The 14,859-nt window shown below is 66.2% G+C and carries 17 protein-coding genes; 6 read left to right on the top strand and 11 right to left on the bottom strand.

The features are described 5' to 3' along the window. On the top strand, window positions 1–279 hold the full coding sequence (locus tag ACVOMC_RS14940; protein WP_057505994.1) for an oxidative damage protection protein: 279 nt from the start codon (window positions 1–3) through the stop codon (window positions 277–279). A gap of 36 nt (window positions 280–315) precedes the next feature. Here the strand turns inward: ACVOMC_RS14940 and ACVOMC_RS14945 are convergent, their stop codons facing one another. The 10 genes from ACVOMC_RS14945 to ACVOMC_RS14990 form a co-directional block, all read right to left on the bottom strand. Beyond that, window positions 316–768 carry a DUF6491 family protein gene (locus ACVOMC_RS14945; RefSeq protein WP_054657932.1) on the bottom strand — a complete coding sequence of 151 codons (453 nt, stop codon included), beginning with the start codon at window positions 766–768 and terminating at the stop codon, window positions 316–318. 106 nt (window positions 769–874) lie between these two features. Then, the gene (lolD, locus tag ACVOMC_RS14950) at window positions 875–1,585 is read right to left on the bottom strand and encodes a lipoprotein-releasing ABC transporter ATP-binding protein LolD (protein WP_054657934.1); all 711 of its coding nucleotides are present in this window, start codon (window positions 1,583–1,585) and stop codon (window positions 875–877) included. Beyond that, window positions 1,578–2,819: a lipoprotein-releasing ABC transporter permease subunit gene (locus ACVOMC_RS14955; RefSeq protein WP_481524581.1), complete on the bottom strand. Its 1,242-nt coding sequence runs from the start codon at window positions 2,817–2,819 to the stop codon at window positions 1,578–1,580. Before ACVOMC_RS14955 ends, lolD begins: the two co-directional genes overlap by 8 nt. Before the next feature lie 23 nt (window positions 2,820–2,842). Beyond that, entirely contained in the window at window positions 2,843–3,211 is a 369-nt protein-coding gene (locus ACVOMC_RS14960; protein WP_481524582.1) for a hypothetical protein, read from the bottom strand. Window positions 3,212–3,242: 31 nt separating this feature from the next. Continuing rightward, complete coding sequence (locus ACVOMC_RS14965; RefSeq protein ID WP_481524583.1) at window positions 3,243–3,497, bottom strand: FAD assembly factor SdhE; 255 nt, start codon at window positions 3,495–3,497, stop codon at window positions 3,243–3,245. A 117-nt stretch (window positions 3,498–3,614) separates the two neighbouring features. Beyond that, the gene (locus ACVOMC_RS14970) at window positions 3,615–4,400 is read right to left on the bottom strand and encodes a succinate dehydrogenase iron-sulfur subunit (protein ID WP_054657940.1); all 786 of its coding nucleotides are present in this window, start codon (window positions 4,398–4,400) and stop codon (window positions 3,615–3,617) included. A gap of 17 nt (window positions 4,401–4,417) precedes the next feature. Then, window positions 4,418–6,208, bottom strand: a complete 1,791-nt coding sequence (gene sdhA, locus ACVOMC_RS14975) for a succinate dehydrogenase flavoprotein subunit (RefSeq protein ID WP_054657942.1) — start codon at window positions 6,206–6,208, stop codon at window positions 4,418–4,420. Window positions 6,209–6,211: 3 nt separating this feature from the next. Continuing rightward, the gene (sdhD, locus tag ACVOMC_RS14980; RefSeq protein WP_054657944.1) at window positions 6,212–6,595 is read right to left on the bottom strand and encodes a succinate dehydrogenase, hydrophobic membrane anchor protein; all 384 of its coding nucleotides are present in this window, start codon (window positions 6,593–6,595) and stop codon (window positions 6,212–6,214) included. After that, window positions 6,592–6,984: a succinate dehydrogenase, cytochrome b556 subunit gene (gene sdhC / locus ACVOMC_RS14985; protein WP_481524584.1), complete on the bottom strand. Its 393-nt coding sequence runs from the start codon at window positions 6,982–6,984 to the stop codon at window positions 6,592–6,594. Before sdhC ends, sdhD begins: the two co-directional genes overlap by 4 nt. 54 nt (window positions 6,985–7,038) lie before the next feature. Continuing rightward, complete coding sequence (locus ACVOMC_RS14990) at window positions 7,039–7,212, bottom strand: DUF1674 domain-containing protein (protein WP_083468406.1); 174 nt, start codon at window positions 7,210–7,212, stop codon at window positions 7,039–7,041. Window positions 7,213–7,251: 39 nt separating this feature from the next. Here ACVOMC_RS14990 and ygfZ point away from each other — a divergent pair, with 39 nt between their 5' ends. Next, window positions 7,252–8,115: a CAF17-like 4Fe-4S cluster assembly/insertion protein YgfZ gene (gene ygfZ / locus ACVOMC_RS14995; RefSeq protein ID WP_481524585.1), complete on the top strand. Its 864-nt coding sequence runs from the start codon at window positions 7,252–7,254 to the stop codon at window positions 8,113–8,115. Here ygfZ and ACVOMC_RS15000 read toward each other — a convergent pair whose 3' ends face one another. Further along, window positions 8,116–9,213, bottom strand: a complete 1,098-nt coding sequence (locus tag ACVOMC_RS15000) for an ABC transporter ATP-binding protein (protein WP_481524586.1) — start codon at window positions 9,211–9,213, stop codon at window positions 8,116–8,118. It abuts the gene before it with no gap. Between the two features lie 327 nt (window positions 9,214–9,540). On the opposite strand from ACVOMC_RS15000, the gene zwf reads away from it, so the two are divergent. The 4 genes from zwf (at window position 9,541) to edd (ending at window position 14,714) form a co-directional block, all read left to right on the top strand. Then, the gene (gene zwf, locus ACVOMC_RS15005; protein WP_481524587.1) at window positions 9,541–10,977 is read left to right on the top strand and encodes a glucose-6-phosphate dehydrogenase; all 1,437 of its coding nucleotides are present in this window, start codon (window positions 9,541–9,543) and stop codon (window positions 10,975–10,977) included. Continuing rightward, window positions 10,974–11,981 (top strand): glucokinase, encoded by a 1,008-nt coding sequence (gene glk / locus ACVOMC_RS15010; RefSeq protein WP_481524588.1) that lies wholly within the window; start codon window positions 10,974–10,976, stop codon window positions 11,979–11,981. The genes zwf and glk overlap by 4 nt, the downstream gene beginning before the upstream one ends. Further along, on the top strand, window positions 11,978–12,697 hold the full coding sequence (locus ACVOMC_RS15015) for a 6-phosphogluconolactonase (RefSeq protein WP_481524589.1): 720 nt from the start codon (window positions 11,978–11,980) through the stop codon (window positions 12,695–12,697). The genes glk and ACVOMC_RS15015 overlap by 4 nt, the downstream gene beginning before the upstream one ends. A gap of 100 nt (window positions 12,698–12,797) precedes the next feature. After that, complete coding sequence (gene edd, locus ACVOMC_RS15020; RefSeq protein ID WP_057505991.1) at window positions 12,798–14,714, top strand: phosphogluconate dehydratase; 1,917 nt, start codon at window positions 12,798–12,800, stop codon at window positions 14,712–14,714. Window positions 14,715–14,859: the final 145 nt, after the last annotated feature.

Here is a 14,859-nt window from a genome sequence, read left to right on the forward strand (position 1 = left end):
ATGTCCCGCTCCGTCTTCTGCCAGTACGAACAACGCGAAACCGAAGGTCTGGACTTCGTGCCCTATCCCGGCGAGCTGGGGCAGCGCATCTTCACTGGCATCGGCAAGCAGGCCTGGGCATCGTGGCTGGCGCACCAGACCATGCTGATCAACGAGAACCGGCTCTCGCCGCGCGATCCGAAGCATCGCGCGTTTCTGGAAGAAGAACTGGTGAAGTACCTGTTCGCTGGCGGGGCGGAAAAGCCTGCCGGCTATGTGACGCCCGACACCCAGGGCTGAACCCGAGGCGCAGGCCACCTGCGGCCCGCCGTGCGATTACGGCTTGGCCGCTTCGCGCTCCTGCAACCTGGCTTCGCGCAACGCCTTCTCGGTCTGCCGCAGGCCCTTCACGTCCACTGGCCGGATGGTCTGGATCCGGCAGGGAATGCCCGGCCCACCCAAGCCAGCGCCAAGCACGATCACACTGTCGAACCGGGCAGATACCCGCCCCATCTGGTTGGTCACTGAAATGGCCGGCGCAAAATCCAGATCGATACATGGCCCCATCAGCTCCAGCAGATATGCCTCACTGGGGCGGGTCCACACCGCCAGTGCGCTGTCGCCCAGCTCGGTCCAGCCGTTGAGCGAGCCGAAATACTGGAAATCCTTTACCGGTTCGCCGGCATGGGCGCGATACAGCGCCAGCCGCTCATCGCTGGACAACTTGCCCGTGGTTGCACACCCAGCCAGTGCGGCGAGAGCAATCAAGGTAACCAGCAGCTTTCTCATGACATGACTCCTTGGACATAGGGTGACCACGGGCATGGCACCCGCATGGCGATCATCCGCCGTGCAAAGTTAAATCCGCAGCAATACCGGCGCGTAAGACCCGGGATCAGACCTGGCCGCGTTCCAGCTCGTGCAGGCGTCCTTGGCGCAGCTCCAGCACCCGGTCCAACTTGCGCGCCAGACCCCGGTCGTGGGTCACCAGCACCAGACTGGTGCGCTGGGCACGGTTCAACTCCAACATCAGCTCGAAAACGGTCGCGGCCGTCTTGTCATCCAGATTGCCGGTCGGCTCGTCTCCCAGCACGCAGGCCGGCTGGTTCACCAGTGCACGCGCCACCGCGGCACGCTGGCGCTCACCGCCAGACAGCTCGCCCGGCTTGTGCTCCAGGCGATGGCCAAGCCCGACCGATTCCAACAGGGCCGTAGCACGCTTGCCCGCCTCGGCCGCGTCGCTGCCGCCCAGCATCACCGGCATCATCACGTTCTCCAGCGCGGTGAACTCCGGCAGCAGATGGTGGAACTGGTAGACGAAGCCCAGCGAGCGGTTGCGCAGGCGCCCGCGCTCGGTATCGGACAACGTCGACATCTTCTGCCCGGTGACATAGACCTCGCCGGCGCTGGGAATATCCAGACCGCCCAGCAGGTGCAGCAGCGTGCTCTTGCCGGCACCGGAAGCGCCGACGATCGCCACGGTCTCGCCGGCGGCCACATCCAGGTCCAGGCCATCGAACACCGGCGTGTGCATCTTGCCTTCGGCGTAGGTCTTGCCCAGTCCCTCGGCGCGGATCACCGATTCCATGCGTGCATTCTCATTCATAGCGCAGCGCCTCCGCCGGCTGGGTGCGCGCCGCGCGCCAAGCCGGGTACAGCGTTGCCAGGAAACTCATCATCAGCGCCACCAGGGTGATCACCACGATATCGCCGGTCTGCATATCCGTCGGCAAGCCGGTGATGTAATACACGTCCTCCGGCAGCAGCTTGATGTTGAAAGCGCTCTCGATCAGGCCGAGGATGCGCTCCAGATTCAGCGTCAGGGTGATGCCACCGATCACGCCGGCCAGCGTGCCGAACACGCCGATCAAGGTGCCCTGCACCATGAACACCTGCATCACCCCGCCGGGAGTCAGGCCCAGGGTGCGCAGGATCGCGATGTCGGCCTGCTTGTCGGTGACCAGCATCACCTGCGAGGACACCAGGTTGAACGCCCCCATCGCGATGATCAGCGACAGCAGGATGCCCATCACCGTCTTCTCCATGCGCAACGAGTGGTAGAGGTTGGCGTTTTCCTGGGTCCAGTCGCTCACGCGGTAATAGCCGTTGAGATTGACTGCCAGATCGCGCGCCACCGTGTAGGCCTGGTCCATGTCGTGCATCTTCAGGCGCACGCCGGTGGCCCCGTCCATGCGCAGCACCCGTTCCATGTCCTGCATGTTGGTGAAGGCCACGCCACGGTCGACCTCGTTGGAACCGGCCTCGAAGATGCCACTGACGGTGAAGCGCTTGACCCGCGGCATCGCCCCCATCGGCGTGCCCTGCACTTCGGCCAGGGTGGCGACCACACTGTCACCGACGCCGACGCCGAGCCAGATCGCCAGCTCCTTGCCGAGCAGGATGTTGAACTCTCCGGGCTTGAGGCTGTCCAGCGATCCCTTGACCATCTTCTCGCCGATCACCGACACCTTCGGCTCCTGCGCCGGGTCGATGCCCTGCACGATGGCACCCTGCACGCGCGGGCCGGCCAGCATGGCCTGGATCTCGATATACGGCGCGGCACCGGCCACGCGTGGATCCTTCATCGCCACATCCACCGCATGTTGCCAGTTGGACATCGCCTCGCCATCGGCACTGACGGTGGCATGGGCGGACATCTGCAGCAGGCGGTCGCGGATCTCCTTCTGGAAACCGCTCATCACCGCCAACGTGGTGATCAGCACCATGACCCCGAGTGCGATACCCAAGATCGATGCCATCGAGATGAAGGAAATGAAACCGTTGCGGCGCTTGGCACGCAGGTAACGCAATCCGATTGCGACAGGTAAGGGTTTGAACATGCGTGTGTGCCCGTGAACTGCCGCTATGGTGCCACCGTCGGCGCGTCGCGGGAAACGGCATGGGTACGAACGGCCAGTCGGAGTTCACGTCGCTGCCCGGAATCCAACGTGTCGGGCCAGAACAGACAGCTGCCGCGGCGGCGGCCCTGCCTGAAGCGCAGCAGCGTCAGCGGCCCGCGCTCGAGCAACTCCACGGCGGTGACCGGCGCGCCGTCCACCAGCACCGGCGATGGCGCGCAAGGAACCAGCAGATGACGCGGCGGGCGCCGCAGCTCGCAACGACAGCGCCACACGCAGACGGCCAATACGCACAACGCCGCGGGCGCCGCATACAGGCGCGGCAACGCGCAGTCCATCAAGGCGATGGCCGCGCCGAGGCCCAGCGCCATCATCACCAGCGCCTGCCAGCGCGATGGCCGCCACTCACACCGGCAAGGCGCGGATCTTGTCGAGCAGTTGTGCCAGTTGCGCATCGGGGCAAGCCTCGTAGCCCATGGACCAGCGCCACAACTTATCGTCTTCGGTCTCCAACAGCTGTAGGAAAACCACGCGTTCTGCTGCCGGCGCCTGCACCCAGCAGCGGTCCAGATAGCGACCGAACAGCTGGTCCAGCTCGCGCATGCCGCGTCGGCAGCGCCAGCGCAGCTTCTTCAGCTCGATTTCTTCTTCCGGGCTCATCATCCACCTGTCCTGCAAGCCGTGGCCAGTCCACGGCAGAAACGAAGACGGCACCAGACCCAAAGGCCGGTGCCGCCAAAGTCGCCAGGCACGGTTGCCTGGCGGAAAACCGCTGGATCAGGCGCGGCGCGCCATCATCAGCTTCTTGATCTCGGCAATGGCCAAGGCCGGGTTCAAGCCCTTCGGGCAGGTCCGTGCGCAGTTCATGATCGTGTGGCAGCGGTACAGCTTGAACGGATCTTCCAGGTCGTCCAGACGCGCACCGGTGTCCTCGTCACGCGAGTCGATGATCCAGCGGTAAGCCTGCAGCAGGATCGCCGGGCCCAGGTAACGCTCGCCGTTCCACCAGTAGCTCGGGCAGCTGGTCGAACAGCAGGCGCACAGGATGCACTCGTACAGGCCGTCGAGCTTCTTGCGGTCCTCCGGCGACTGCAGGCGCTCACGGTCCGGCGGCGCCGGGGTCTGGGTACGGATCCACGGCTTGATCGAGGCGTACTGCGCATAGAAGTGGGTCAGGTCCGGAACCAGATCCTTGACCACGTCCATGTGCGGCAGCGGGTAGATCGGTACCTCGGCCTTGCCGCAATCGGCGATGGCGCGGGTGCAGGCCAGCGTGTTGGTGCCATCGATGTTCATCGCGCACGAACCACAGATCCCTTCGCGGCAGGAGCGGCGGAAGGTCAGGGTCGGATCAATCTCGTTCTTGATCTTGATCAGCGCGTCCAGAACCATCGGGCCGCACGCATCGAGATCGATCTCGTAGGTGTCGGTCCGCGGATTCTGGTCGTCATCCGGACTCCAGCGGTAGATCTTGAAGGTCCTCGTGTTCTTCGCACCGCTCTTGGCGGGGAAGTGCTTGCCCTTGGTCAGCCGGGAGTTCTTCGGGAGTGCAAATTCAGCCATTTTCGTAGTTCCCCGGATCAGTAGACGCGCGGCTTCGGCGGCACCACGGACACGTCATCGCTGAGCGTGTACATGTGCACCGGACGGTAGTCGAAGCTGCACTTGCCCTTTTCGTCGACGGTGACCAGCGTGTGCTTCTGCCAGTTGACGTCGTCGCGGTCCGGGAAGTCCTCGTGCGCGTGGGCACCGCGGCTTTCCTTGCGCTGTTCGGCCGAGTTGATCGTGGCCACAGCGTTGAGCAGCAGGTTGTTGAGCTCGTAGGTTTCGATCAGATCCGAGTTCCAGACCAGCGAGCGGTCGGAAACCTTGACGTCCTGGAACGAATCGAACACCTGCGCCATCTTCTGGCAGCCTTCTTCCAGCGTCTTGCTGGTGCGGAACACGGCCGCGTCAGCCTGCATCGTGCGCTGCATGTTGTCGCGGATCACCGCCGTCGGCGTATCGCCATTGGCGTGGCGCAGCTTGTCCAGCAGACCCAGCGCCTTGTCGCAGGCATCGGACGGCAGGGTCTTGTGCGATGCACCCGGCTTGATCGTCTCGGCGCAGCGGTTGGCGACGGCACGGCCGAACACCACCAGATCCAGCAGCGAGTTGGAGCCCAGACGGTTGGCACCATGCACCGAAACGCATGCGGCTTCACCGATGGCATACAGGCCCGGCACGACCGCATCGGGGTTGTCGCCGACCTTGCGCACCACTTCACCGTGGTAGTTGGTCGGGATGCCACCCATGTTGTAGTGCACGGTGGGGATCACCGGGATCGGCTGTTTGTGCACGTCGACGCCGGCGAAGATGCGGGCGCTTTCGGCGATACCCGGCAGCTTCTCGTCGATCACGCCCGGGCCCAGGTGGGTCAGGTCGAGCAGGATGTGATCCTTGTGCTCGCCGACGCCGCGGCCCTCGCGGATTTCGATGGTCATCGAACGCGACACCACGTCACGCGATGCCAGATCCTTGTAATGCGGCGCGTAGCGCTCCATGAAACGCTCGCCACTGCTGTTGCGCAGGATGCCACCCTCGCCTCGCACACCTTCGGTGATCAGGCAGCCGGCGCCATAGATGCCGGTCGGGTGGAACTGCACGAACTCCATGTCCTGCAGCGGCAGGCCGGCACGGGCCACCAGGCCACCGCCGTCACCGGTACAGGTGTGCGCCGAGGTGGCGCTGAAGTAGGCACGGCCGTAGCCGCCGGTAGCCAGCACCACGCCCTGCGAACGGAACAGGTGCAGGGTGCCTTCGGCCATGTCCAGCGCCAGCACGCCGCGGCAGACGCCTTCCTCGTCCATGATCAGGTCGAGCGCGAAGTACTCGATCATGAATTGCGCGTTGTGCGCCAGCGACTGCTGGTACAGGGTGTGCAGGATCGCGTGGCCGGTACGGTCGGCCGCGGCGCAGGTGCGCTGCGCGGACGGGCCTTCACCGTACTTGGTGGTCATGCCACCGAACGGACGCTGGTAGATCTTGCCGTCTTCGGTACGCGAGAACGGCACACCGTAGTGTTCCAGCTCGATGATCGCCGGAATGGCCTCGCGGCACATGTACTCGATCGCGTCCTGGTCACCCAGCCAATCGGAGCCCTTGATGGTGTCGTAGAAGTGGTAACGCCAGTCGTCCTCGCCCATGTTGGCCAGTGCGGCGGAGATGCCGCCCTGCGCCGCCACGGTGTGCGAGCGGGTCGGGAAGACCTTGGTGATGCAGACGGTCTGCAGGCCCTTCTGGGCCAGACCGAAGGTCGCGCGCAGGCCGGCGCCGCCGGCGCCGACGACCACCATGTCGACCTTGTGTTCAGTGATGTTGTAAGCGGACATGTATCAGTTCCCAAGCGCAACGCGGGCAACCGCGAAGATGCTGACGATCGCGCCGATCACGGCAACGAACTTCACCGTGGTCTGCAGGGCCAGGGCCAGCAGCGAATTGTGGATGTAATCCTCCAGCACGACCTGCAGACCGAGCTGCGCGTGCCAGAACATGGCCACCAGGAAGCCGACCAGCAGCATGGCATTCCACGGCTTGGCCACGGCAGCCACGGCGGTGACATAGTCGGCGTTCATCAGGCTCAGCACGAAGCACAGGAACCACAGGGTCAAGGCGACCAGTGCGGTTGCGGTCAGGCGCTGGTGGATGAAGTGCTCGGTGCCGGACTTGGCGCTGCCAAGGCCGCGGGCATTCTTGAGCGGGGTGCGGTACTTGCTCATGCGGCAGCTCCCATGCAGACGTAGGCCCAGATCAGCGCGGTGATGACCAGCGATGCGATCACCGACACCCAGCTGCTGCGGATGAAGGTCGGCTTGGCGTAGCCGATGGCGAAGTCCTGCACGATGTGCCGGATGCCATTGCACAGGTGGTAGGCAAAGCACCAGGTCCAACCGAACAGGATCAGCTTGCCGTACCAAGCGCCGGCATGGGAGGTGAAGCAGCTCCAGGACTCAGGGCCCATCATCAGGGCGAGCAAACCGCCTGCGATGATCAGGGCGCCGACAGCCAGAATGATGCCGGTAGCTCGATGCAGGATCGAGGTGGCCATCTGGATCTGCCAGCGATACACCTGCAGGTGCGGAGAAAGGGGGCGGGGTCTGTTCGCCATTCGCTGACTCGTATCTCGGCTGGGCGGCGGAATGCCGCGTTGGCTGTACGCTGCTCAGAAATCGATGCAGCGCCCGTTTTTCTCCCAATCCCCGTATCGCACCGGATCAAGTCCGCCGCGACCACCGATTTCCTGCGGCACCGCGTCAGCCTCGGGAAGCGGCTGCTTCTCCGGTGCCTGCGGGGCTTCAGTTTCGGTCTCGGGAGTGGGGGTTGTTTGGCCTATCATTGTTGGTCTCGCAACGCACAAATTTTAGTCCCCAGTCACGTGTCTGACAACCTCGCCCCTGTTTTCAACGGTTTCCGCATGCTCGCCCAGCCGCAGGTATTGCGTCTTGCCGGCCCCGATGCGATCCCCTTCGCCCAAGCCCAATTCGCCAATGACGTGGTCGCGCTCGATGACGGCCATTGGCAATGGAACGCCTGGCTGACGGCCAAAGGCCGCGTGGCTGCTGCGTTTCAGCTGTTGCGCGTGGATGCCCGGCAGTTGTTGCTGGTCTGTCATGACGGCGGTGCGGAAGCCATGGCCGAGCAACTGCGCCGCTTCGTCTTCCGCCGCAAAGTCACCCTGACGACGGAAGCCCCCCCCTGCGTGAGCGGCGCCTTCCAAGCACCGGCCCAGGCCACCGGTGCGCAGATCGCGCAGCTTGAAGGCGGTGTCCTGGAGCTGGATGTGGGTACGCCGCAGCTGCCCCGGAGCCTGCGCCTTGGCGCAGCCAGTGGCGATCAGCAGGCCAGTGCAACAGAAGAGCTGGCCTGGCGCCAGTCCGACCTGCGCCTGGGCCTGCCGCGCCTGATCGACACGCAGCGCGAGCAATGGACCCCGCAGCAACTCGGGCTGGACCGGCTCAATGCCTACAGCGTCAGGAAGGGCTGTTACCCGGGACAGGAAATCGTGGCGCGCACCCACTTCCTGGGCAAGGCCAAGCGCTCGCTGGCGCTGCTGCACACCGCTGCCGCCCCCTCGCCCGGCGACAGCGTGAGCGCGAAGGATGCCAGCGTCGGCACCGTGGTCAGCTGTGCCGGCGCACTGGCATTGGCGGTATTGCCACTGGAGCTGCCGCCAGCCGCACTACGGATCAATGGTGAGGACGCCGCGCGGCTGGAGCTGCTGGACGGTCTGGCCCGCTGATCACCCCGGCACCCGTTCCAGCCGCTGGCCAGTACCGGCATCAAAGAAGTGCAAGGCCGCCGGAGTGACCGCGACCTCCATCCGCTCACCCGGCGCCGGCAGCGGCTGCGGCGCCACCCGCATCACCAGCGGCTGCGCGCCATGGCGCAGGTTGACGAAGATCTCGTTGCCGACCGGCTCCACCCCCTCGACCACGGCACTGAAGTGCCCTACCGCTTCACTGGGCTGAAGATGCTCGGGGCGCACGCCCACCACGATCTCCGTGCCAAACCAGCCCGGACTCAGCGTCAGCCCGCCCAGCGGCAGCAGCGGCCCGTCCGCCAGTTCCAGCGCCAGGCCATCCACGGACGACGACTTCAGCCGCCCACGCAGCATATTCATTGCCGGACTGCCCAAAAACCCGGCCACGAACAGATTGGCCGGCCGCTGGTACAGCGCCATTGGCGTATCGATCTGCTGGACCCGCCCTTCATCAAGCACCACGATGCGCTGCCCCAGCGTCATCGCCTCCACCTGGTCGTGGGTGACATAGATCATGGTGGTACCCAGCTTGCGGTGCAGCTGGGCGATCTCGGTGCGCACCGAGTGACGCAGCTTGGCATCCAGATTGGAGAGCGGCTCATCCAGCAGGAACACCGAAGGCTCGCGTACCAGCGCCCGCCCCAGCGCCACGCGCTGCCGCTGTCCGCCCGACATCGCGCGTGGCAGCTTGTTCAGCATCGCCGCCAGGCCGAGCGCCTCGGCCGCGCCCTGCACTCTTCGCTGCACCTCGGCCTTGCCGTGGCCACGCAGTTTCAGACCGAAGGCCAGATTTTCGGCGACGGTCATGTGCGGATACAGCGCGTAGTTCTGGAACACCATGGCGATGTCGCGATCCTTCGGCGCCACGTCGTTGACCACACGATCACCAATGCTCAACCTGCCGGCACTGATCTCTTCCAGCCCGGCCACCATCCGCAGCAGGGTGGACTTGCCGCAGCCCGATGGCCCCACCAGCACCATCAGCTCCCCATCTTCGATATCGAAACTGGCCCCGTGCACCGCCACCTGGCCGTTGTCGTAGACCTTGCGCACCCCGTCAAACCGGACCTTGGCCATCGCCACCTCGCTGCCGAACCCGTCACCGCCACCTCGCGGCAGCCCTCCAGCACAGGCAAAACCATCCAGCGCCCGTACCCTGCAATCGTATACATCGGAAACCGTGCACCCGTTAAGCATATTCATATGGCACCATCACCTGGCTTCCCAGCGTGAACGGCGGACCCGAAGTCCGCGGGCGAAATCGCCCAGCCAGATCGCCCTGCGCACGGTGCCGTGCACGCCGCAACTGCCCGTGCCAGCCTGCATTTCCATACCCGCCCGCATGTGGTGCGGCCCGATGAACAACGATTGACAACGATGTCACCCGCACACGAAACTCGAACCATGCACGACACCCTTTTCCTGTTCGGTGCCACAGGCGATCTGGCCCAGCGTTATCTGTTCCCCTCCCTCCTGCGCCTGCTGGGCGATGGCCTGCTTCCCGAGGACTTCCGCGTACGTGCACTGGCGCTGTCGCCGCACGATACCGCGAAGTTCCACGACATCCTGCGCCCGCGCCTTGAACAGGCCGTGCCGCATGCCAGCCAGGACGACATCGACAGCCTGCTCGCGCGCATCGACTATCGCTCAGTGGATCTGCGCAACCCGGAGTCGGTGGCCGAAGCGGTCAAGGATCTGGCGCACCGCAAATGCGTGAGCAACCTGTCCATCCCGCCGGGCCTGTACATCTCCACCTGCGAAGGGCTGGCCCTGGGCGGCGCGCTGGCGGCACCGAACCGGCTGATGCTGGAAAAACCGATCGGCTCGGACTCGGCCAGTGCCGCCGAAATCCTGCGTTCGATCGGCAAGCTGATCGACGAGGACCGCGTCTTCCGCATCGACCACTACCTCGGCAAGGCGGCGGTGCAGAACCTGATGGCGCTGCGCTTCGGCAACACCTTGCTGGAGGCGGTGTGGAACCGCAATTACATCGAGTCGGTGCACATCCTGGTCGCCGAAAGCGATGGCGTGGATGGCCGTGACTCTTATTACTCCCGCTCCGGCGCGATGCGCGACATGGTGCAGAGCCACATCCTGCAGCTGCTGTGCCTGGTGGCGATGGAGCCGCCGGCATCCCTGGAAGCCGACCGCATCCGCGACGAGAAGGTCAAAGTGCTGCGCGCCCTGCGCCCGCTCAGCGCCAGGCATGCGGCCAAGGACAGCGTCCGCGGCCGCTATACCGCCGGCACCATCAACGACCAGCCGGTCCAGGCCTACCAGCCGCCGGAAGGCAGCGAGGCCGAGACCTTTGTCGGCGTCACCGCGCATATCGACAACTGGCGCTGGGAAGGTGTCCCGTTCCATCTGGTTACCGGCAAACGCCTGCCCGAGCGCACCACCCGCATCGAAGTCAATCTCAAGCCGGTCACGCACTGGGTGTTCGAACGCCCGGATCGCAAGAACGCCATGCCCAACCGCATCACCTTCCAGCTGCAGCCGCAGGAGAACATCCAGCTCGGTCTGATGAGCTCGCTGGCCGGCCCGGAATGGGGCGCGCTGGAGCTGCAGCCGCTGTCGCTGGAGCTGTCCGTTCCCACCGGACTGCACCGCCGCATCGCCTACGAACGCCTGTTCCTGGACGCGTTCAACGGCAACCACGCCCTGTTCGTGCGCGATGACGAAGTGCGGGCGGCCTGGGCCTGGATCGACAGCATTGCCGATGCCTGGAAAGCGGCCGACCTGCCCATGGAGCCTTACGCGGCCGGCAGCTGGGGCCCGGCGCAGGCCCTGGATTTCCTGCCCGAAGATATGGCCGCCAAGTCTGCGGAGGCAGCACAGTGACGGCACCGGCGGAGTTGACCCTGGTGGCCGATATCGGCGGGACCAACGCGCGCTTTGCGCTGGCCGACATCACCGCCGGGGCCCCGCTGGACCAGAGCAGCATCCGTGCCTACCCGGTGACGGCCTTCCCGTCACTGGCGGATGCGGCAGCCCACTATCTGCAGGAACAGGGCGCGCAAGCGCGCAGCGGGGTGTTCGCGGTGGCCGGTCGGGTGGATGGTGACGAGGCCCGGATCACCAACCATCCGTGGGTGATCTCCCGTGACCGCACCGCCGCGCAGCTGGGCTTCCATTCGCTGCACCTGGTCAACGACTTCGTTGCCCAGGCCATGGCCGTGGCACTGCTGCAGCCGCAGGATGTCGCCCAGATCGGCGGTGCCAGCTGGCAGCCGGGCGCCGCCGGCCAGTCGCGCACCTACTGCGTGATCGGCCCGGGCACGGGCCTGGGCGTGGGGGCGCTGGTGGTCCGCGATGGCCGCAACTATCCGCTGCCTACCGAGGGCGGCCACGCCAGCTTTGCGCCGGCCTCGCCCGAACAGATCCGGATTCTGGAAATCCTTTCGGCACAGTTCGGCCGTGTCTCCAACGAGCGGCTGGTCTGTGGCCCGGGCCTGGTCAACATCCACCGCGCACTCAGCGAAATGGCCGGCAATGACCCGGGGCTGCTGCGGCCGGAACAGATCAGCGAACGCGCCCAGGCCGGTGATCCGCTGGCTGTGCGCGCTATCGAGGTGTTCATGGAAGTGTTCGGCGCGGTGGCCGGCGATACCGTGCTGGTCCAAGGCGCATGGGACGGGGTATTCCTGACCGGCGGCCTGGTGCCACGGCTGCTCGATTCACTGCGGCATTCGGGCTTCCGCCAGCGCTTTGAAAGCAAGGGCCGGTTCACCGCGACCATGTCGCAGGTACCGTCAATGGCCATCATCCACCCCTGCCCCGGACTGCTCGGCGCTGCCGCCTATGCCGTGGACGCGGCCCGTCACACTCAAGGAGTTGTCGCATGAACGCCGCTGTTTCCGACCGTATCACGCTGGTTCGCCACGCCAATCCCGAGGCCTGGACCGACGGTGTTGCCAAGGAGATGGAAACGGTCCTGGCCCACGAGATCGAGCAACGCGGGCGCGCACGCATGCTGCTGTCCGGCGGTACGACCCCGGCACCGGTCTATGAAACGCTGGCCGAGCTGCCGCTGGAATGGGCACGTGTCGAGGTCGGCCTGGCCGACGAACGCTGGCTCTCGCCGCAGGACCGCGACAGCAACGCCTGGCTGGTCCGCAACAGCTTCCTCAAGCATGCCGAAGGTGCGCACTTCGATCCGCTGGTGCGGATCGGCAAGCCGCTGGCCGAGTGCGTGCACGACGCCAATCTGCAGGCCCAGCACAGCCAGCCGGCCTGTCTGGTGGTGCTCGGCATGGGCAATGACGGCCATACCGCCTCGCTGTTCCCGGGTTCGCGCGATCTCGGGCGGGCCTTGGCCAGCACCCAGACCTATGCGGCGTTGGACGCCACCGGCTGTCCGGTCGCCAATGGCTGGCCGCTGCGTATCACCCTGACACCGCAGGGGTTCGCTCCGATCGGCGCGCGCCTGTTGCTGCTGCGCGGCCAGCAGAAGCTGGACGTGCTCAATGCCGCTCTCGAATCCAACGATGTCGCCCGCTATCCGGTACTGGCCGCCATCAACGCCCCGGGCCCGCGCCTGCGCGTGCACTGGTGCGCCTGAGTACCGGTCCGGGCCAACCACGCTGCCGACGATCGCGCCTGCGCAGTCGCCGCATCCTGTCACCGGGCGCTGTCCGCGCCCCTCTCATAGCTGGTAGCCAATGAGCCTGCACCCGAAAATCCAAGCCATCACCGACCGCATCCGCCAGCGCAGCGCCCCCTCGCGCGCGGCCTACCTGGCCGGCATCGACGCGGCATTGCGTGACGGACCGTCCCGTTCGCGCCTGAGCTGCGGCAATCTCGCCCACGCCTTTGCCGCCTGTGGTCCGACCGACAAGGGCCGCCTGCGTGCCGATGTCACCCCGAACCTGGGCATCATCACCTCCTACAACGACATGCTCTCGGCCCACCAGCCGTTCGAGCACTACCCCGAGCAGATCCGCCAGGCCGCGCGTGAACTGGGCGCCACTGCGCAGGTCGCCGGCGGCGTGCCGGCCATGTGCGATGGTGTCACCCAGGGCCGTGGCGGCATGGAACTGTCGCTGTTCTCGCGGGACGTGATCGCCCAGGCCACCGCGATCGGCCTGAGCCACGACATGTTCGACAGCACGATCTACCTGGGCGTGTGCGACAAGATCGTGCCGGGCCTGCTGATCGGCGCACTGGCCTTCGGCCACCTGCCGGCGGTGTTCGTGCCAGCCGGGCCGATGACCCCGGGCATCCCCAACAAGAAGAAGGCCGAAGTCCGCGAGCGCTATGCCGCCGGCGAAGCTACCCGCGAAGAGCTGCTGGAAGCCGAATCGGCCTCCTACCACGCCCCGGGCACCTGCACCTTCTATGGTACCGCCAACTCCAACCAGGTCCTGCTCGAGGCGATGGGCGTGCAGTTGCCCGGCGCCTCGTTCGTCAATCCGGAACTGCCGCTGCGTGACGCGCTGACCCGCGCCGCCACCGCACGGGCGCTGGAGATCTGCGCGCTGGGCACGGACTTCCGCCCGCTCGGCCGCATCATCGACGAGCGCGCCATCGTCAACGCGGTGGTCGCACTGATGGCCACCGGCGGCTCCACCAACCACACCATCCACTGGATCGCCGTGGCCCGCGCCGCGGGCATCGTGCTGACCTGGGACGACATGGACGAGCTGTCGCAGATCGTGCCGCTGCTGGCCCGCGTCTACCCCAACGGCGAAGCCGATGTGAACCGCTTCGCCGCCGCCGGCGGACCGGGTTTCGTGTTCCGCGAGCTGATGGACGCCGGGCTGATGCATGACGACCTGGTCACCATCGCCGAGGGCGGGATGCGCGCCTTCGCCCAGGAGCCGCGTCTGCTCGATGGCGAGGTCCGTTACGTCCCCGCCGCAGCGGTCAGTGGCGACGAGGACGTGGTACGTCCGGCCTCCAATCCATTCGAAGCACAGGGTGGCCTGCGTCTGCTCAAGGGCAATATCGGCCGTTCGCTGATCAAGCTCTCGGCGGTCAAGCCGCAGTACCGCACCATCGAGGCCCCGGCAGTGGTGGTGGATGCGCCGCAGGTGCTGAACAAGCTGCACGCCGCCGGCGCCCTGCCGCAGGACTTCGTTGCGGTGGTGCGTTACCAGGGCCCGCGCGCCAACGGCATGCCGGAGCTGCATTCGCTGGCACCGCTGCTGGGGCTGCTGCAGAACCAGGGCCGACGCGTGGCGCTGGTCACCGACGGCCGCCTGTCCGGCGCCTCGGGCAAGATCCCCGCCGCCATCCATGTCACCCCGGAAGCCTCCCGTGGCGGCCCCATCGCCCGCGTGCGCGAGGGCGACATCATCCGCCTGGACGGCGAGGCCGGCACCCTTGAAGTGCTGGTGGACGCCGCCGAATGGGCGGCCCGTGGCATCGCCGCCAATACCGCGCCGGCCGGCAACGACCTGGGCCGCAACCTGTTTGCGATGAACCGTCGCATCGTCGGCCCGGCCGACCAGGGCGCGGTGTCGATTTCCTGTGGCCCGGCGCATCCGGATGGCAGCCAGTGGGACTATGACGCCGAATACGAACTCGGTCACGACGCCGCCGCGGCCGCCGCGCCGCACGAAGCCAAGGACGCCTGACCCCCGCGCGCCGCGCAATTGCGGCGCGCCCACCGGTTCAAGAGGAACCCCATGAGTATCGCACACCGCCAGGCTCGCCCCGCACAGCAGCACACCGCCCCCGGGGTTCTGGCCCTGGTACCCGTCCATACCCGCGACCAGGCCC

The organism is Stenotrophomonas sp. STEN014, from assembly GCF_056760315.1.